We start from the raw sequence: 19076 nt of genomic DNA on the forward strand, positions 1-19076 counted from the left end.
GTCATGACTGAACGTTTACTAGATGTAGAAAACTTGACAGTAGAATTTAAAAGTGGCGGCTCTACAATGAAAGCTGTTAATGGAGTTAATTTACAATTGAATAAGAAGGAAACACTAGGAATAGTTGGCGAGTCTGGATCAGGGAAAAGTGTTACTGCCACTGCTCTCATGCGTTTGATTCCCTCTCCGCCAGGAAAAATATCGAACGGAGCCATCCATTTTAATGGACGCGATTTAATGGGGGTTTCAGAAAAGGAAATGCGAAATGTCCGAGGCAATGAAATGTCGATGATTTTTCAAGACCCTATTACCAGTTTGAATCCCGTTTTAACAGTGGGCAATCAAATTTTAGAAGTGATCCAAGCTCATGAACGCTTATCCAAGAAGGATGCAGCAATAAAAGCTGTTGATATGCTGAAAATGGTTGGTATTCCAGAGCCAGAAAAGCGTTTGAAAATGTACCCTCATGAATTTTCAGGTGGGATGCGTCAACGTGTCATGATTGCTATTGCGCTTGCTTGTAATCCACAGTTACTTATTGCTGATGAACCAACTACAGCATTGGATGTAACTGTGCAGGCTCAAATTCTTGATTTGATGAAAAAATTACAGCTAGAACATGATACGGCCATTATTATGATTACGCATGATTTAGGTGTAGTTTGGGAGCTTTGTGACAAAGTGAATGTCATGTATGCAGGTCGTACTGTGGAGTCAACTACGACAAGACAGCTCTATGAAAAGCCTTTACACCCCTATACTTGGGGATTATTAGAGTCGCAGATTACGATGGGGACACATGGACAGCAAAGGTTGCCGGCCATCCCAGGAAGTCCACCCGATTTAACAATGCCGCATAGTGGTTGTCATTTTGCAGCTCGCTGCCCATTAGCAACGGATATATGCCGTAGTACAATACCCGATTTAGTGGAAGTCCAGGACAATCATTTTGTAGCCTGCCATTTGCAATCAAAAGGTCAAATTGTCGCAAGGAAGGTGGGGGTTTTTCATGCAACAGCCCAATGAATTGATCTTAAAGGTAAATAATTTAAAAAAGCATTTTCCTATTAAAAGCTCAATTCCTTTTAAAAAGTCCACCCAATTTGTGAAAGCAGTAGATGGGGTAAGCTTTGAATTATTTAAAGGAGAAACACTTGGGATTGTGGGTGAATCAGGCTGTGGGAAATCGACGGTTGCTCGTTTAATCAACCAGTTAATATCACCAACCGAGGGCATTGTTGAGTTTAAGGGAACCGATTTAGCAAGCTTAAATACGAAGGATATCCGCTCTGCACGAAAATCTATACAAATGGTTTTCCAAAATCCCTATGCATCATTAGATCCTCGTAAAACGATTGAATATTTAATTGCTGAACCATTAGTGATACATGGTATAGGCGATGAATCATCACGTAAAAAGCGTGTCATGGAACTACTTGAAACAGTAGGATTGAGTGCTTATCATGCAAAGCGCTATCCCCATGAGTTTTCAGGTGGACAAAGACAGCGCATCAATATTGCACGGGCGCTTGCTCTCCAACCAGATATTGTTGTGTGTGATGAACCTGTATCCGCCTTAGATGTATCTGTACAGGCACAGGTAATCAATCTATTAAAAGATTTACAGAAGGATTTTGGTTTAACCTATATTTTTATTTCACATGATCTCAATGTTGTAAATTATATGTGTGATCGCATTGCTGTGATGTATTTAGGCAAAATTGTTGAAATGGGCACATATAAGGAAATTTATGATAATCCTCAACACCCATATACACAGGCTTTGTTATCGGCCATTCCTAAGGAAAATCCTTTTGATACAAAGGAAAGAATTATTTTAACAGGGGATGTTCCTAGTCCTGTGAATCCTCCGAGTGGCTGTGCTTTCCATAAACGTTGTCGTTTTGCCACAGACAAATGTGCAAAAGAGCAACCCATACTCGATACGGTGTCAGTAACCCATCAAGTATCATGCCATTTATGGAAAGCTATTCAGCAAGAAGAATCTACAATATAGATGAGTAGCTTACGAATCGTAATGAATAAAATTTTTAGATAGAAAAAGGAGCGGACTAATTATGTCATTGAAGTATGTTATGGAGTTATACGAGGTAATGGATAGTATGTATGTAAATGGTGAGGTGATTAAAGAATATTTACACACTATTAATCCAACAGCAGATGTAGTAGTAAAAACCATTAAAGGTGAAAGTGGATCAACCGATTTTGTCCGCGTTCTAGTGCAAGGAAAAAGTGGAAAATCCTCAGGTGGCCATGCACCTACATTAGGTATCATCGGTCGCTTAGGAGGTATTGGGGCACGCCCTGAAATGACGGGCTTTGTATCGGATGGAGATGGTGCACTAGCCTGTATGGCCGGCGCAGCAAAAGCAATTGATATGGCATTAAAGGGTGACCAGTTAGAGGGAGATGTAATTTTCTCCACTCATATTTGTCCAACTGCACCCACTTTACCACATGAGCCAGTGCCATTTATGAATTCTCCCGTCGATATTAGCGTCATGAACGAGAATGAAGTGGAAGAATCAATGGATGCTATTCTTTCGATTGATACAACAAAAGGTAATCAAGTATGTAACCATAAAGGATTTGCCATTACACCGACGGTTAAAGAAGGTTACATATTAAAAATTAGTGATGATTTGCTGCAAATCTACACGCAATCAGCCGGTATTGCACCTGTTGTACTGCCATTGACAATGCAAGACATTACCCCATATGGGAATGGCCTATTCCATATCAATAGTATTTTACAACCCGCTGTGGCAACATCAAGTCCCGTTGTAGGTGTAGCGATTACAACTGAATCTATTGTGGCAGGCTGTGCAACAGGTGCAACACATGTTACAGACGTAGAGAGTGTTGTTCGATTTGTCTTAGAAGTAGCGAAAACGTATGGTGCTCATAAATGTTCGTTCTTTGATGAAAAGCAGTTTACACATATGAAGAATTTATACGGTAGCATGAAGCATTTACAAACTAAAGGAAATGAGGTGCAAGCACATGAATGACTTACATGCTCTAAAAATGAAATTAGTAGATGAAGTAGAAAATCATCAAGCAGAGTTAATTGATTTTTGTTCGAAACTCATTCAAATTCCAAGTGTTAATCCCCCAGGAGATACGACTGAGATAACAGCCTTTATCGAGCGCTATCTAAATGATGTAGGCATTGTTTACCAAAAATATGAAGCTACTGATAAAATGTTTAACTTAGTAGCTTCTATTGGAAAGGATGAAGGCAAAGAACTAATTTATTGTGGGCATACAGATGTCGTGCCTGTTGGAGATTTATCTAAATGGGATTTTAATCCTTTCTCTGGAGAAGTGAAGGATGGTTGGATGCTTGGTCGTGGTGCAAGCGATATGAAGGCGGGTTTAGCAGGTATTATTTTTGCAACAAAATTACTCAAGAAATTGAATATTGAATTGCCAGGAAAATTAACATTAGCAATTGTACCTGATGAAGAAACTGGTGGAGAATATGGTGTTCCTTGGTTGTTGGAGCGTGGTTTAATAAAAGGCGATGGATGTTTAATTGCAGAGCCTTCATCTCCATTAAATCCGACAATAGGGCAAAAAGGGTCCTTCTGGTTTGAATTAGAGGTGCATGGGGAACCAGGACATGGAAGCTTATCCCCTTTAGCAGGTCGTAATGCAATTAATGATGCAATCCGTGCTATTCAAGAAATTCGCACACTATGGGACATGAATATTGTCATTCCTGAGGAAGTACAGTCACTAATAGAAGTATCGAAAAAATACATGCGTGAAGTGGAGAAAGACCGCCTGAAATATCAAGAAGTACTAGAGAAAATTACTGTAAATATTGGTACAATTGAGGGGGGGACGAAATCCAACGTTATCCCAGATTATTGTAAGGTACAGGTCGATTGTCGCTTACCATTCGGTATTACACAAGAAGAAGTAACAGAAATCTTGAAGAATAAATTAGATGCCTTAGACATTGAGTATTCGATCAGACGTTTTGGTTTCAAAAGTGTAGCCAATTATACCCCAGCTGAAAATCCTGTTTGCCAATCGATTGTGGAAAATATTTCATTTGTAACAGGGTTAGAAGCTTATGGTGTCATGCAATGGGCAAGCAGTGATGCTCGACATTTCAGACAGTATGATATTCCGGTTTTACAATATGGGCCAGCCTATTTACCAAGTATTCACGGGTATAATGAAAAAGTGCGTGTTGAGGATATCGTACGCTGTGCAAAAGTATATATTACTGCTGCTATTGATTTCCTCTATCAAAAGTAAGAGATTAGCTACTCTCTTACTTTTGCTAAAGTGATGTCAGGTGCTTATGGCTGTTAAATCTTTCAATTAATTCCCCCTTAAGAGAGAGATTTACAGCCGGTTGTACAGATAAATAGATCAAAAGGATGAGAGATATGCTAAAGACGTTAAATTTATCAATTGAGGTTTTAAAAATGTTTACAAAGGAAAAGCCGGTGTGGGGTGGTCGAGAGTTAGCGATGGCGATGAATATGAATCATACAAATTTATATCGCATTCTTGAAACATTTGAGAATAATGGGTTTATTACAAAAGATCCTGTAACCAAAAAGTACTCCTTGGGTATTGCATTATGGGAAATTGGTATGAATATGTATGATTCATTAAACATAGATCAGCTATGTATGCCTATTCTTGATAACTTAAAGGATGTTACTGGTGAAACCGCTATATTTACAGTTTTGAATGGGTTGGAAGCTTTAACTTTATTAAAAGCAGAGCCTGTGAATAAGGTGAAATTTACTGTTTCAAGAGGAAGTAGATCTCCGCTTTATGTAGGTGCTTCCTACCGTTCGATGCTTGCTTTCCTAAGTGAAGAGCAAATTTCTAAGGTTATTGATGAACCACTAACTGCCTATACAACGAATACGATGACGAATGCAAATGACATACGATTAGAGCTTGAAAAAATTCGTAGTTGTGGCTATGCGATAAGTAACAGTGAATATTCCGTCGATGTATTGGCACTTGCTATGCCTATTTTTAATAGTGACAAAAAGGTCGTAGCTTCTATTACTGTTTCTGGTCCCATCTACCGATTTACAGAACAACGGGTACCAGAATTTTTAGGGCCTTTAACAGAGGCTAGAAATGAAATAGAAGGAATCATTCGTAGATATCATTTAAATTTTAATTAAGGAGTACTATTATGCAGCATTTACATGATATTGCACTGAAGGTATTAAAAGATCATTTAAATGTTCAATCGTCAGAAACGCTTTTAATTTTGACAGATGTTCAAAAGCAAGACTTAGCAACCATCTTTTATAAGGCTGGGCTAACAATAACAGCTAATACAATGTTTATGGTTATGCCGTTATTAGAAAAATCAGGGCAGGAGCCTATTCAAGCAGTTTCATCGCTTATGGCAAATGCTGATGTCTCACTTTGTTTGACCGCTCACTCCTTAACACATACAGTAGCATGCAAAAATGCCTGTGAAAAAGGTGGACGTGTAGCGACAATGCCCGGTATTTCATGGGAAATGCTTGAACAAGGTGCGCTTCATGCGGATGCGCAAGAGATTGAGGAAATGGTAGAAAAGTATGTCCAGCTGCTCGATATGGCGGCAGAAACTCGAATTGTCAAAGATGGTCATGAGCTAATATTTAGTATTGCAAACCGTTTAGGCATTCGTTCAACTGGCGTTATTCGCCAAGCAGGAGAGCATGGTAATATACCCTCGGGTGAATCCTATATTGCGCCGATAGAAACATCTGCAAATGGGGAAATTTTAGTGGATGGTTCGATTGCTAATATTGGTGTCTTAAAGGAACCATTATTATTGAAAATTTCAAACGGACGATTAATAGAAGCTATTGGTCCGGATGGTCCTCGATTGCTGGAGTTACTTGGGGAAGGGAATGGTCGAATCATTGCAGAGTTCGGCATTGGAGCTAATAAAAGTGCCATTTTATGTGGAAATGTACTGGAAGATGAAAAAGTCTATGGGACAATCCATATCGCATTTGGTAGCAATACGCCATTTGGTGGAGCAAATGCAGCGGATGTCCATATTGATTGTGTAGTAAAAAATCCGATTGTTTATTTCGATGGTGAACGAGTAATGTAATGAAAAGCGTGACTTCATAAGAAGCACGCTTTTTTGCTTGCTTGACCTATATTTAGAGTTGCTTGTTTCTGTATGATTACACTATAGTTAAATTAGATAAGCTAGAGGAAATTGAATGATTTGCACCTAGTGGAAATGCATGGCTAGCAAAGCAGAAATGATAAATTCAATACGCCTATAAGTGTAGGCAATGAAAAAATAACTTCTGTTATTCAGCATGAAAGAACGTGAGGTTGAAGATATGTTAACATTTACAGATTTACATGGCCTGCGCGTAGATTTGAGTTTTACGAGAGGTGAGTTTGACGTAGAACCCAAACACGTCCTTGTTTTTTTAAAGCACCAAAATAAGTGGCTATGTACTATTCATAAAAGACGTGGTGTCGAGGTGCCAGGGGGCAAACTGGAGAAAGGTGAAACGCTAGAGGATGCAGCCATAAGGGAAGTGTATGAAGAAACGGGTGTCCGTGTGAAAAATCTTCAATGGTTTGCAGAATATGCGGTTCATGACGACAGCTTATTTTGTAAAACGGTTTTTACAGCACAATTTGCTGGGCAGGAGGACATTGAATTTGATTTAGAAACATCCGGTATGCTGTGGTTAACTGATGAGGAATTTGCCCATCATCCAAACTTAAGCTTTCATATGAAGGATGAGGGAATGGAGAAAATGCTGGAGGAGCTGAAAAGACGTGACAAATAATGGTGATATCGTTGAAAAGCGTGCATATCCTTCACCCAATCCAGCAATACGGTTAACAGAAATCACTTATATATCACAGGGCTTGCGAATAAAAGGACTTTTAGCAGAGCCGAAGACTGAAGGTACATATGATGGCTTTTTATATTTAAGAGGGGGTATGCAAAGCATTGGCATGGTAAGGCCCTCGCGTATTGCCCAATTTGCCGCTCAAGGTTTTATCGTCTTTGCACCTTATTATCGTGGGAATAGAGGTGGCGAAGGCAAGGATGAGTTTGCAGGGGCAGACCGTTATGATGCTGTTTATGCTGTCGATGTACTGAAGCAATTTTGCAACGACAATATACATGTTTTTGGCTTTTCGCGTGGAGGTATCATGGCTCTATGGACAGCTATTTTACGAAGGGATATTACTTCCGTTGTGACATGGGCTGGAGTCTCTGATGCAACGGCCACTTACTGGGAACGTACAGATATGCGACGGATGATGAAGCGCGTTATCGGAGGAACACCCAACCGTGTACCGGAAGCCTATGATGCTCGTACACCTTTATTCGAAGTTGAGCATATAACAGCCCCAGTGTTAATTATTCATGGCTATCAGGATGAGAATGTGGATATAGAGCATGCTAGACAGCTGGCATTTTTTTTAGAGGATGCTCATAAAACATACGAAACATGGTATGACCTTCATTATGCACATCAATACCCACCAGCTAAAAATCGTGAAACCGTTCGTGCTCTTTGTGAATGGATGAAGCAACATTAGAAAATGAAAAAATTAATGCCCCTTCCTTTACATAGCTATCATCTGGAGATGAATAGTATTCTAAAGGAAGGGGCGTTTAATTATTTTGTATAAGTTTCCAAGAATTGTTGAATCGTTTCCCAATAGAGCTCGCCTGCTAAGCTTTCCGCACCACCGTGACCAGCCCCTTCGACCATTAACTTTTGTTTCGGTACATTTGCTGCTTCATATACGTCATCCAACATGGTCGAAGGAACAAAAGTATCGTTGTCTCCATGAATAAACAGCATAGGGGTTTTCGATTTTGCCACTTGATCAACAGCACTAGCTTCTGCTAGTGTATAGCCTGCTTTTAGTTTAGTTACGACCGAAGAGAATTGCATAATTGGGAAAGAAGGTAAGTGAAAGATGGCTTGTAACTGATAGGAAAATTCATCCCATACGGAAGAATACCCGCAATCCTCAATAATTGCCTTTACATTTGAGGGCAAATCCTCGCCTGAAGCCATCATGACAGTGGCTCCTCCCATCGAAACCCCAAATAGAACGATTTCAGCATCTTCATTCATATTTACAATGTCGTCAATCCATGAAATTACATCAAAACGATCATGCCACCCCATGCCGATATAATCACCTTCACTTTGACCATGTCCTCTTGCATCGGGAATGAGTACATGATAGCCCATATCATAAAATTGTTTAGCATACTTAGTCATTTGTGTACCATCACTTGAATAGCCATGAAAGATAATTGCCCATTTGTCTGTGGGATGGCTGTTTTGGATAGAGTATGCATGTAGCTTAAGGGAATCAAAGGATGGAATTGACTTCTCCTCAGAATGCTTGTTAAACCACTGCTCACGTGCCTCTTTCTCTCGAGCTTCATCTGAATTGCTATCGATTAGATTGTGGGGGGCATCTAGAACTGCTGTTTTATCAGTATCAGGATTTAATGCCAGATTATAAAAGTAGTTGCCTGCAAAAAAACCAGCACCAATAATTAATGCCAATAATATAGTAATTAATGCTACTAGTAATTTGTATTTTCTTTTCATATGTATCTCCTATATTAGCTTCTGTTTATGTATGGGAAAGAAAAAGAGAACGAATCATATCGTTCCCTTTTCTTGTTCTAGTTGTTATTTTAATGGACCACCAAGTGTAGTAATGGCTTCCGAAACGTTTGCAAATTTCTTGAAGTTTTCGTTGAATAAGCCTGCAAGTTCAGCAGCTTTAGCATCGTATGCAGCTTTATCTGCCCATGCTTCACGAGGATTTAACACTTGCGAAGGTACACCTTCAACTGCTGTTGGGATGTGTAAGCCAAAGACAGCATCTTGTGTCGTTTCAACATTTGTTAATTTACCATCGATAGCTGCACGTACCATTGTACGTGTATAAGAAAGCTTCATACGGCTACCAGTACCATATTCGCCACCAGTCCAACCAGTGTTCACTAGGTATACTTGTGCGCCATGTTCATCAATTTTTTGACCTAACATTTCTGCATACACTGTTGCAGGAAGTGGAAGGAATGGAGAACCGAAGCAAGTAGAGAATACTGGTTCTGGCTCTGTTACACCACGTTCAGTTCCAGCAAGTTTTGAAGTGAAACCACTTAAGAAGTGATACATAGCTTGCTCTTTTGTTAATTTGCTGATAGGAGGTAATACGCCAAACGCATCAGCTGTTAGGAAGATGATTGTTTTTGGATGACCTGCTACAGATGGATCAACAATATTTTCGATGTATTGGATTGGATAAGCTACACGTGTATTTTCTGTTAATGAGCCATCATCATAGTCACAAATACGAGTTTCTGGATCAACAGCTACGTTTTCTAAAACAGAACCGAAGCGGATTGCATTGTAGATTTCTGGTTCTTTCTCAGCAGAAAGGTTGATCGTTTTTGCATAGCAACCCCCCTCAATGTTGAATACTCCATTATCAGACCAACCATGTTCATCGTCACCGATTAGCTTACGGTCTGGATCAGCGGATAATGTCGTTTTACCAGTACCAGATAAACCGAAGAATAATGCTACATCGCCAGCTTCACCAACGTTTGCTGAACAGTGCATAGAAAGGATTCCTTGTTGTGGTAATAAGTAGTTCATAATTCCGAAAATAGATTTTTTCATTTCACCAGCATATTCAGTACCACCAATTAAGATAATTTTCTTTTCAAGTGATACAATGATGAATGTTTCAGAAGCAGTACCGTCAACCGCAGGATCTGCTTTAAAGTTAGGAGCTGAGATGACAGTGAAGTCTGCAACATGCGAAGCTAATTCTTCTTTAGTCGGACGGATAAATAATTGATGAGCGAAAAGGTTGTGCCAAGCGTATTCATTAATCACTTGGATGCTTAATTGTGAATCTTTGTCAGCACCAGCAAAACCTTTGAATACGAATAATTCATCACGTTCTTTTAAATATTTTATTACTTTTACATACAGATTATCGAACACTTCAGAGGAAATTGGTTGATTGACTTTACCCCAGTCAATTTGATCTTTTGTGCTTTCTTCTTCTACTGTATATTTATCTTTAGGTGAACGACCAGTGTATTTGCCAGTTTCTGCACGAACTGCGCCATCTACTGTTAACATTGCCTCACCACGAGAAGTAGCTTTTTCTGCTAATTGTGGTACTGAAAGTTGAACATTAATGTTACCGCCGTTTAATAATTCCTTCAGTTCGTTTGCAATTTCTACTGAATTCATCGATTAAATACCATCCTTTTTTATAGTATTCCCTTGGTTTAGAGGGATTTTTTCTTAATTTCAAAAATAGTATAACACAATGGGTTAAATAATCTATACTAATTAAGAAATTATTTTAGAGTTTTTATTACTTTTCAATAAACTGACAAAAAATAATGTTTTTCGAGTAGAAAACATTCAATGCTACAGTAAATTGTCTAAAATTTGAGCCACACATATGTTACCACAAGAAGCTAGGTATGTTGTAGGGATTAAATTTCTTCTATTTACATCATCACCCAAGTATGAAAATTTTATGGTGATAATTTTGTTCTTCCTTTCTATACAGTAATACATAAGAAAATATTTGACAACGATTGACCTTTTCAGTAACATGAAAATTGAACGGATACTCTTATCCCGAGCTGGTGGAGGGTCAGGCCCTGTGAAACCCGGCAACCTGCATGTATTATTTCACAACATGCGTTGGTGCCAACCTGATGCAAGGGAAAATCCCTTGAACGATAAGAGTGAAAGGTAACGAAGTCATTATTCCTTTCCTCATGTATAGTAACGTGAGAAAAGGATTTTTTTATTGTTAAAAATTAATGTAAAGGTAAGTATATGTAGTTCTTTCCTTATTATAATGACGGGTCTTTCGAAATCCTCGTGTTTTTAAGTAGCAGTTATTTTTTCTCGTAAAGTGAAATGACAACAACAGCGGCTTGAGAGAGTTCAATCCTTAGGAGCGGACTTGACATGGGTAATGAGTACCGTACAAATACTTTTTGTAAGAGTAATAGGAGGAAAACTAAATGACAAACCGTCGACTGTTTACATCAGAAAGTGTAACAGAAGGGCATCCAGATAAAATCTGTGACCAGATTTCGGATGCCATTTTAGATGCTATTTTAGCAGAAGATCCAAATGCACGTGTAGCGTGCGAGACAACTGTAACAACAGGATTAGTATTAGTAGCAGGAGAAATCACTACTTCTACTTATGTAGATATTAAAGGCATTGTACGTGATACTGTGGCGGAAATTGGATACACACGTGGTAAATATGGCTTTGATGCTGAAAACTTAGCAGTACTTGTAGCAATTGGTGAGCAATCTCCAGATATTGCCCAAGGCGTTGACCAAGCTTTAGAGGCCCGTGAGGGTTCTATGACAGATGCAGATATTGAAGCGATTGGTGCAGGAGACCAAGGCTTAATGTTTGGCTATGCATGTAATGAAACACCTGAGTTAATGCCATTACCAATTAGCTTAGCTCATAAATTAGCACGTCGTTTAACAGAAGTTCGTAAATCTGGGGAGTTAGCTTATTTACGCCCAGATGGTAAAACACAAGTAACAATTGAGTATGATGACAATAACGTACCTGTTCGTGTCGATACAATTGTTATTTCAACTCAGCATGATGAAGAAGCAACACTTGAACAAATTCAGGCCGATCTAAAACAATTCGTGATTGCTCCTGTAGTGCCAAGCGAATTATTAGATACAAACACAAAATACTTTATCAATCCAACTGGCCGTTTCGTAATTGGCGGACCAAAAGGAGATGCTGGTTTAACGGGCCGTAAAATCATTGTTGATACATACGGTGGTTATGCACGACATGGTGGTGGTGCATTCTCAGGTAAGGATGCAACAAAAGTAGACCGTTCAGCTGCCTATGCGGCACGTTATGTAGCTAAAAATATTGTAGCAGCTGGTTTAGCAGAACGCGCTGAAGTACAGTTGGCTTATGCAATTGGCGTTGCACAGCCTGTTTCCATTGCTGTAGATACATTTGGTACAGGAAAAGTGACGGAAAGCAAAATTGTAGAATGGGTTCGTGAGCTATTTGATTTACGCCCAGCAGGTATCATTAAAATGCTTGATCTTCGTCGTCCAATTTATAAACAAACTGCAGCTTATGGACACTTTGGTCGTACAGATGTAAACGTCCCATGGGAACAAACTGATAAAGCTGACGCATTACGCATAAAAGCACAGCTGTAAACTATTGTGCTAAAGTGCTGAAGTCTTTAGGAAATTATTCTAATGTATTATGAACAAAAGGGGCTTTTCTGCCCCTTTTGTTTTTTTGCAAAAATACCTCGCCCTTATTCCTTGAACAAATAATGTCATGGAAAGCGAGGAATTTTTTATGAAGGTACAATTTCTTTGTAGGTTTTTATTTTTGTAGAGATTTATAATACTGACCCTTTTCAGCGTATTCACGTACGATACGTTCCATATCCTCTTTATCCTCAGCATTTAATTCTCGTACAACTTTGGCTGGACGTCCTAATGCTAAGCTATTTGGAGGAATGACTTTACCAGGAGGCACTAAACTTCCGGCTCCAATAAATGCACCCTCTCCAATCTCCGCACCGTCTAAAATAATGGAGCCCATTCCGATTAAGGCTTTTTTTCGAATGGTACAGCTATGTAAAGTTACTTGGTGTCCTACTGTGACCTCATCTTCAATAATGAGTGGAAACTTAGGACTTTGATGTAAGCAGCAAAGATCTTGTATACTTACTCGTTTACCTATTATTGTTGGGGAAACATCGCCGCGGATCACGGTATTGAACCAAATAGTTGTTTCAGCTCCAATAGTTACGTCTCCAGTAATGGTTGCGTAATCGGCAATAAAAACAGATGGATCGATCGTTGGTGTTTTATCTTTGAATGGATAAATCATGAGAATCGCCTCTTTTCTTTTTGTAGATATAGTATTATCGTATCAAATACGCAACTTTAAGGAAATATAAAATTAAAATGAGCTGTTATTTCGATATAATCAAAGTGTAATTATTTTTTAGGAGGACTATGTAAATGTGGAAATGGGAAGCTGATGGACAAGCAAAGGCTGTGATTGCTATTCTTCATGGTGCTTATGAAAACCACCGTTGGTATGCATGGCTGATAGAAAAATTAAGATTGGAAGGCTTCCACATAGTCATGGGAGATTTACCGAATCATGGTGTCAATGCAAGATTTGCCCGTGTCCATGATGAGGACTTCAAATTGTACAATAAATATACAAGAAATTTGATTGAGAATGCATTTTCATATAATTTACCAACCTTTGTAATAGGACATGGACTAGGCGCTACTTTAGTTCTTCATACAATGCAAAAGAAAAAGTATGAGTGTGCAGGTATTATTTTGACATCACCATGGCTGCAATTGAAGCTATTACCAGGTAAATTATCAAATGCTTTAACAAGCCTGAGTGCATTAACAGCAAATGTAAAATTGACACATGACCTGACATTTGAAAAATTGACGCGTAGCGTAGAGGGTAGAGAAGAAATGAAGGATGATATACCATTTATGTCTGTAGTTTCGGTGAAATGGTATCGTGAGCTTCAGCAGATGATGAGAAATTTAGTTATGCTACCTAAGGACGAATTTCCTAATATGCCTATGTTAATTATGACAGCTGAAAAAGATAAAATTACGGAAACTCGACAAATGCGTAATTGGCTTCATCAACAAGAGTTAACGGAATTTCAATTTAAAGAATGGGCAAATTGTTATCACAATTTATTTCATGAAGTAGAGCGTGAAGAGATTTTTATGTACATTCGAGATTTTATCAATAATGCTCTTAGACGAATTGGATATATAATAAAATAGTTTCGATCCCTTCTAAATAGTAGGATACTTACTTAATTATTGTTACTTGAATATAATATTGTAATTTTCTGAAAAGTGTAATAATATAGTGACTTAAAGTAAGGTAATTCAAATTGGAGGGGTAAGATGGATGTAGTTGTTGGTAAAATGAATGACATATTATGGGGACCTTGGTTTATTTATGGTATTTTATTGATTGGGCTTTTTTTCTCAGTCATTACAAGGTTCCTGCAAGTAAGGCATATTAAAGATATGTTCGTGCTAATGTTTAAAGGGGAGAAATCAGAAAAGGGGATTTCCTCCTTCCAAGCAATGTCTATCGCTCTATCGGGTCGTGTAGGTACAGGGAATATCGCCGGTACTGCAACAGCTATTGGGATGGGGGGACCTGGTGCTGTCTTTTGGATGTGGGCAATTGCTTTCATTGGTGCGGCAACCGCATATGTAGAGTCTACTTTAGCGCAAATCTATAAAGAAGAGAAGGATACTGAATACCGTGGTGGACCGGCCTATTACATAGAAAAAGGAATGGGTCAAAAATGGTTTGCAGTGATTTTCGCTGTAGCTGCTTTAATTGCTATGCTTATACTTATGCCAGGTGTGCAATCTAATGCCATTGCAGGAGCTGTTGAAAATGCCTTCGGTATTGAAACTTGGATTACAGGACTAATTATTGTTGTTTTACTCGGTGCCATCATTATTGGAGGCGTTAAATCGATTGCCAACGCCGCACAAATTATTGTACCGTTCATGGCATTAGCTTACATTATTATGGCTATTATTATTATCGCTATGAATATTTCAGAGGTACCATCTGTCTTTGCTTTAATTTTCTCAAGTGCATTTGGAGCACAAGAAATATTTGGAGGTATTATTGGCTCCGCGATTGCTTGGGGTGTGAAACGAGGAATCTATTCAAACGAGGCTGGTCAAGGGACTGGTGCGCACCCTGCTGCTGCAGCAGAAGTATCTCACCCTGCTAAACAAGGGATTGTCCAAGCAGCGTCTGTATACATTGATACATTATTAATTTGTTCAGCTACAGCCTTTATGATTTTATTTACAGGTATGTATAATGTACAAGATGAAAAGGCAGTTGAAGGAACAGATTCATTTATTCACGTTGGGGAATTCAATAAAGGTGGCTTAACGGGTGACGAGCAAATGACATTTGCTAAAAGTATTAAGGAAGGTGCTGCCTATACGCAATATGCAGTAGAATCATCCTTACCTGGATTTGGCGCACCATTCGTAGCTATCGCACTATTCTTCTTTGCCTTTACTACGATTATGGCTTACTACTATATCGCCGAAACAAATGTCGCTTATTTATTTAGAGGTAGTACCGAAAAGGTTTTCATTTGGATTGCGAAAATCGCTATTTTAGTCGCAGCATTCTATGGCACGGTTCGTACGTCTGAACTGGCTTGGGCTATGGGGGATGTTGGCCTTGGTTTAATGGTATGGATTAACGTGCTAGCTATTTTAATTATTATGAAACCAGCCATTGTTGCATTAAAAGATTACGAGAAACAGAAAAAAGAAGGAAAAGACCCTGTCTTTGATCCTCGTAAACTAGGCATTAAAGGTGCAGATTTCTGGGTTGACTATAATGAAGAACGTAAAAATAAATAGGTAAAGAGAAAGGCTAACTAATAGTTACAACTATACTATTAGTTAGCCTTTTAAATTGTCTATAAAGTAGGATAATCCTTCATCTTTTCTAACGCAATGATGAATGGAGGATCATTTTGCTGATTGAGAAATTCGTATTTTAAAACATGTACATATTTTTGTGGAAGCTGGCTGACATAGTCAGTCACGGTATCTCGCTCTTCTTTGCCCCCAGGGTGGCCGTGATAAATAACAAGAATGATTAGACCGCCAACTTTTAAAAGCTTAAGTAAGTCTTCAATAGCTTGTATGGTTGTAGTAGGCTTGGTAATAATATCATGATTGCTACCAGGCAAATAGCCGAGATTAAAGATGGCTGCAGCTACTGGCTTGTGTATAAAATTGGCTACTTCTTCATGCCCTTTATTTAACACAAGAGCCCGATGCTCCAAACTTTGATCTAGTAGACGATGTAGCGTTGCATCCACTGCTTTTTTTTGAACATCAAAGGCATAAACTTGCCCTTCATCCCCGACTAGCTGTGCTAAAAATAGCGTATCGTGGCCATTTCCAGCAGTGGCATCAACAACCGTATCTCCTTCCTCCACACTATCTTTTAGTAGCTGCTGAGCATATTGTAAAACTCGTTGTAGTTTCATTTTCCAACCTCAGCTTTATAAAATTTCCCTTGCCAACTACCACGACGCTCCAATTCGGCATCGATGCCATTTAATACTTCCCATTTATTAACGCTCCACATTGGGCCAATCATTAAATCTATAGGTCCATCACCTGTAATGCGATGAATGACCATATCAGGTGGTAAAATTTCTAGCTGATCAGCGACTAGTTTTGTATAAACATCCTGATCTAAAAACTCAAGCATCCCTTTTTCATATTGCTTCACCATTGGGGTCCCTTTTAATAAATGAAGTAAGTGGATTTTAATACCTTGAACATCTAGCTTGGCCACTGCACGAGCTGTTTCCATCATCATGTCATAATCTTCAAGCGGTAGACCATTTATAATATGTGAGCAAACACGAATACCATGCTTCCGAAGCTTTTCAACGCCCTCCACATAGGTTGCATAATCATGCGCACGATTAATAAGATTTGCTGTTTTTTCATGAACAGTTTGAAGACCAAGCTCAATCCATAAATACGTACGTTCGTTTAATTCTGCTAAATATTCTACAACATCATCTGGTAAACAATCAGGGCGAGTAGCGATAGAAAGGCCTATAACACCTTCCTGCGCCAAAGCAGCTTCGAATTTTTCCTTTAAAACAGGGAGCGGGGCATGTGTATTTGTATAGGCTTGAAAATAGGCCATATACTTGCCATCTTTCCATTTTTGATGCATTTTGTCTCGAATTTCAGCAAATTGAACATCGATCGGATCAACTTTATTACCTGCGAAGTCACCAGAGCCTGCTGCACTGCAAAATGTACAGCCACCAAAGGCAACCGTACCATCACGGTTTGGACAATCAAAGCCAGCATCTAATGCTACTTTAAATACTTTGTGACCAAATTGATCGCGTAAATAGCGGTTCCATGTATAGTATCTTTTCCCTTCTGAAGGAAAAGGAAAATTTATTTCTGTCATTTATTTCACTCCTCTAACGCCTTATTTTATCATGAGCACCTCGTTCCGTCATGGGGTAAGGGTTTATCCTGCAAGATGCTACTCTAACTTTTAATTGTATCTAGTAAATTATAGCTATTTATAGTATTTAATAAAATGTAAAAAGGGTAAATTTATTTTCCTTGTACTTTTAAGTATTTCAGCATAAACTAGCTATTTAGAGAAGCGAAATAATGGAGGTCATCAAATGCCAAAACGTGTTTGGTTTTTAATTATCGGAATGCTTGTGAACACAACAGGTAACTCATTTTTATGGCCTTTAAATGCCATATATATGCATGATTATTTAGGGAAATCCTTAGCGATGGCTGGCTTTGTGCTGATGCTGAATTCTGCTGCAGGTGTTTTAGGTAATCTATTAGGTGGTTACCTATTTGATAGAATTGGTGGCTATAAAGCCATCATGCTTGGAATCCTTTTAACAATTGCTTCATTAATTGGTTTAACGCTTTGGCACGGTTGGCCACATTATGTATGGTTTTTAACAATACTAGGCTTTAGTGGGGGGATTGTTTTTCCTAGCATGTTCGCATTGGCCGGAGCTGCCTGGCCAGAGGGTGGACGAAAGGCCTTTAATGCCATTTATTTGGCTCAAAATGTCGGTGTTGCTGTAGGTCCTGCACTTGCAGGTGTGGTGGCCGATTATCAATTTGACTATGTGTTTAAGGTCAATTTAGGGATGTATATAGTATTCTTTTTCATTGCTTTACTTACATTTAAACGTTTAGAGGTAGGGAGTATTGCACCAAAGAATGTGGTCGGTGAAAGTAAGCGAATTATTAACAAGGCACCATTCTATGCCTTATTAATCATTAGTTCGTCCTCCGTTTTATGTTGGTTAGCCTATTCGCAATGGAGTGCAACGATTTCATCTTATACGCAAGATTTAGGTTTAGGATTAAAGCAATATAGTTTACTATGGACGATAAATGGTCTGCTAATTGTTATAGGGCAGCCGCTCATTGCGCCGCTTGTAAAACGTTGGGAACATCAGTTAAAACGACAGTTGGTTTTTGGTGTCATCTTAATCGCTATATCCTTTGGTATTATCGCCTTTGCGAGTGATTTTAAAATGTTTGGTGCAGCCATGCTTGTCTTAACTTTTGGAGAAATGTTTTATACACCAGCATTACCAACTATTGCTAATCAACTTGCGCCAAAAGGCCGACAAGGATTCTATCAGGGAATTATCAACAGTGCTGCGACCGGTGGACGTATGATTGGTCCTTTATTCGGTGGAATTATGGTGGATCAATTTGGCATGATTCCTCTCGTTTTAACATTAGTAGTAATTGTACTGTTCGCGATTATACCATGTCTTATTTATGATTATCCTCTAAAGAAGAACAACATAGTAGTAGATTAATAGTGAAAAATGTAAAGAGCAAATCAAGTATTCCACACTTGGTTTGCTCTTTTTTAAATAGTAGATATTGAAAAATTATCGATTGAGGCGTACAATCATACATATTCAAATATTTGAATATGTAGTTGTATGGAGGGATTTATTTAATGGAAGAAGGATTGCAGCAGTTTAAGGCAGATTTTTTTAAAGCGTTAGCACATCCATTACGTATAAGAATATTGGAACTTCTTGTAGATGGTCAGAGGAGTGTTAATGAGATTCAAGATTGCTTAGAGAAAGAGGGCTCCGCCGTTTCTCAGCAGCTAAGTGTATTACGAGCTAAAAATATTGTTTATGGAGTGAAAGAAGGCAAAAAGGTTTACTATTCTTTAAGCGATCCAATGATTGGTGAATTACTTGGCGTGGCCAAGGATATTTTTAATAACCATTTAGTTCATACCATTTCAAGATTAGAGGAAATGACGAGTAATGATAGTGACGAAGAAAATAAGTAACCTCCATAATGTGGAAAAGTTATGCTTTGC

The 19076-nt window shown here is 38.6% G+C and carries 18 protein-coding genes and 1 riboswitch; of the genes, 13 read left to right on the forward strand and 5 right to left on the reverse strand.

The window, feature by feature from the left end; translation table 11 throughout:
• Positions 1-3: 3 nt before the first annotated feature.
• The 8 genes from ACOZBY_RS05210 to ACOZBY_RS05245 all read left to right on the forward strand — a co-directional run bounded on the left by ACOZBY_RS05210 (position 4) and on the right by ACOZBY_RS05245 (position 7593).
• Entirely contained in the window at positions 4-1026 is a 1023-nt protein-coding gene (locus tag ACOZBY_RS05210) for an ABC transporter ATP-binding protein (RefSeq protein ID WP_422761686.1), read from the forward strand.
• Entirely contained in the window at positions 1010-2017 is a 1008-nt protein-coding gene (locus ACOZBY_RS05215; protein ID WP_031416447.1) for an ABC transporter ATP-binding protein, read from the forward strand. Before ACOZBY_RS05210 ends, ACOZBY_RS05215 begins: the two co-directional genes overlap by 17 nt.
• A 61-nt stretch (positions 2018-2078) precedes the next feature.
• Positions 2079-3032 carry a DUF1177 domain-containing protein gene (locus ACOZBY_RS05220; RefSeq protein ID WP_036162340.1) on the forward strand — a complete coding sequence of 318 codons (954 nt, stop codon included), beginning with the start codon at positions 2079-2081 and terminating at the stop codon, positions 3030-3032.
• Positions 3025-4293 (forward strand): M20 family metallopeptidase, encoded by a 1269-nt coding sequence (locus ACOZBY_RS05225; protein ID WP_012295746.1) that lies wholly within the window; start codon positions 3025-3027, stop codon positions 4291-4293. The genes ACOZBY_RS05220 and ACOZBY_RS05225 overlap by 8 nt, the downstream gene beginning before the upstream one ends.
• A 134-nt stretch (positions 4294-4427) precedes the next feature.
• The gene (locus ACOZBY_RS05230) at positions 4428-5189 is read left to right on the forward strand and encodes an IclR family transcriptional regulator (protein WP_031416445.1); all 762 of its coding nucleotides are present in this window, start codon (positions 4428-4430) and stop codon (positions 5187-5189) included.
• An 11-nt stretch (positions 5190-5200) separates the two neighbouring features.
• Positions 5201-6124 carry an aminopeptidase gene (locus ACOZBY_RS05235; RefSeq protein WP_012295744.1) on the forward strand — a complete coding sequence of 308 codons (924 nt, stop codon included), beginning with the start codon at positions 5201-5203 and terminating at the stop codon, positions 6122-6124.
• Between the two features lie 241 nt (positions 6125-6365).
• Positions 6366-6827, forward strand: a complete 462-nt coding sequence (locus tag ACOZBY_RS05240) for an NUDIX domain-containing protein (protein WP_031416444.1) — start codon at positions 6366-6368, stop codon at positions 6825-6827.
• On the forward strand, positions 6817-7593 hold the full coding sequence (locus ACOZBY_RS05245; protein ID WP_012295742.1) for an alpha/beta hydrolase family protein: 777 nt from the start codon (positions 6817-6819) through the stop codon (positions 7591-7593). The genes ACOZBY_RS05240 and ACOZBY_RS05245 overlap by 11 nt, the downstream gene beginning before the upstream one ends.
• 80 nt (positions 7594-7673) lie before the next feature.
• On the opposite strand, the gene ACOZBY_RS05250 is transcribed toward ACOZBY_RS05245, so the two are convergent.
• Both ACOZBY_RS05250 and pckA read right to left on the reverse strand, forming a co-directional pair.
• A complete protein-coding gene (locus ACOZBY_RS05250; RefSeq protein WP_012295741.1) occupies positions 7674-8630 on the reverse strand; it encodes an alpha/beta hydrolase in 957 nt (318 codons plus the stop codon).
• An 84-nt stretch (positions 8631-8714) separates the two neighbouring features.
• Positions 8715-10301, reverse strand: coding sequence for a phosphoenolpyruvate carboxykinase (ATP) (gene pckA, locus ACOZBY_RS05255; protein WP_012295740.1), 1587 nt, complete (start codon positions 10299-10301; stop codon positions 8715-8717).
• A gap of 391 nt (positions 10302-10692) precedes the next feature.
• Positions 10693-10811, forward strand: a riboswitch (SAM riboswitch).
• A 284-nt stretch (positions 10812-11095) separates the two neighbouring features.
• Here pckA and metK point away from each other — a divergent pair.
• A complete protein-coding gene (metK, locus tag ACOZBY_RS05260) occupies positions 11096-12292 on the forward strand; it encodes a methionine adenosyltransferase (protein ID WP_012295739.1) in 1197 nt (398 codons plus the stop codon).
• A gap of 175 nt (positions 12293-12467) precedes the next feature.
• Here the strand turns inward: metK and ACOZBY_RS05265 are convergent, their stop codons facing one another.
• Positions 12468-12980 (reverse strand): gamma carbonic anhydrase family protein, encoded by a 513-nt coding sequence (locus ACOZBY_RS05265; protein ID WP_012295738.1) that lies wholly within the window; start codon positions 12978-12980, stop codon positions 12468-12470.
• Between the two features lie 134 nt (positions 12981-13114).
• Here ACOZBY_RS05265 and ACOZBY_RS05270 point away from each other — a divergent pair, with 134 nt between their 5' ends.
• Both ACOZBY_RS05270 and ACOZBY_RS05275 read left to right on the forward strand, forming a co-directional pair.
• Positions 13115-13921, forward strand: coding sequence for an alpha/beta hydrolase (locus ACOZBY_RS05270; RefSeq protein ID WP_012295737.1), 807 nt, complete (start codon positions 13115-13117; stop codon positions 13919-13921).
• Positions 13922-14047: 126 nt separating this feature from the next.
• Entirely contained in the window at positions 14048-15556 is a 1509-nt protein-coding gene (locus tag ACOZBY_RS05275) for an alanine/glycine:cation symporter family protein (protein ID WP_036162337.1), read from the forward strand.
• A 59-nt stretch (positions 15557-15615) separates the two neighbouring features.
• On the opposite strand, the gene ACOZBY_RS05280 is transcribed toward ACOZBY_RS05275, so the two are convergent.
• On the reverse strand, positions 15616-16194 hold the full coding sequence (locus ACOZBY_RS05280; RefSeq protein WP_012295735.1) for a tRNA (mnm(5)s(2)U34)-methyltransferase: 579 nt from the start codon (positions 16192-16194) through the stop codon (positions 15616-15618).
• Positions 16191-17147, reverse strand: a complete 957-nt coding sequence (locus ACOZBY_RS05285) for a TIGR01212 family radical SAM protein (RefSeq protein ID WP_031416441.1) — start codon at positions 17145-17147, stop codon at positions 16191-16193. Before ACOZBY_RS05285 ends, ACOZBY_RS05280 begins: the two co-directional genes overlap by 4 nt.
• A gap of 226 nt (positions 17148-17373) precedes the next feature.
• Here ACOZBY_RS05285 and ACOZBY_RS05290 point away from each other — a divergent pair, with 226 nt between their 5' ends.
• Entirely contained in the window at positions 17374-18552 is a 1179-nt protein-coding gene (locus tag ACOZBY_RS05290; protein WP_036162335.1) for an MDR family MFS transporter, read from the forward strand.
• Between the two features lie 146 nt (positions 18553-18698).
• Complete coding sequence (locus ACOZBY_RS05295) at positions 18699-19046, forward strand: ArsR/SmtB family transcription factor (RefSeq protein WP_012295733.1); 348 nt, start codon at positions 18699-18701, stop codon at positions 19044-19046.
• The last annotated feature ends 30 nt before the right edge of the window (positions 19047-19076 follow it).

The organism is Lysinibacillus sp. NPDC056220, from assembly GCF_049315265.1.
In the GTDB taxonomy this organism is placed as follows: Bacteria; Bacillota; Bacilli; order Bacillales_A; family Planococcaceae; genus Lysinibacillus; species Lysinibacillus pinottii.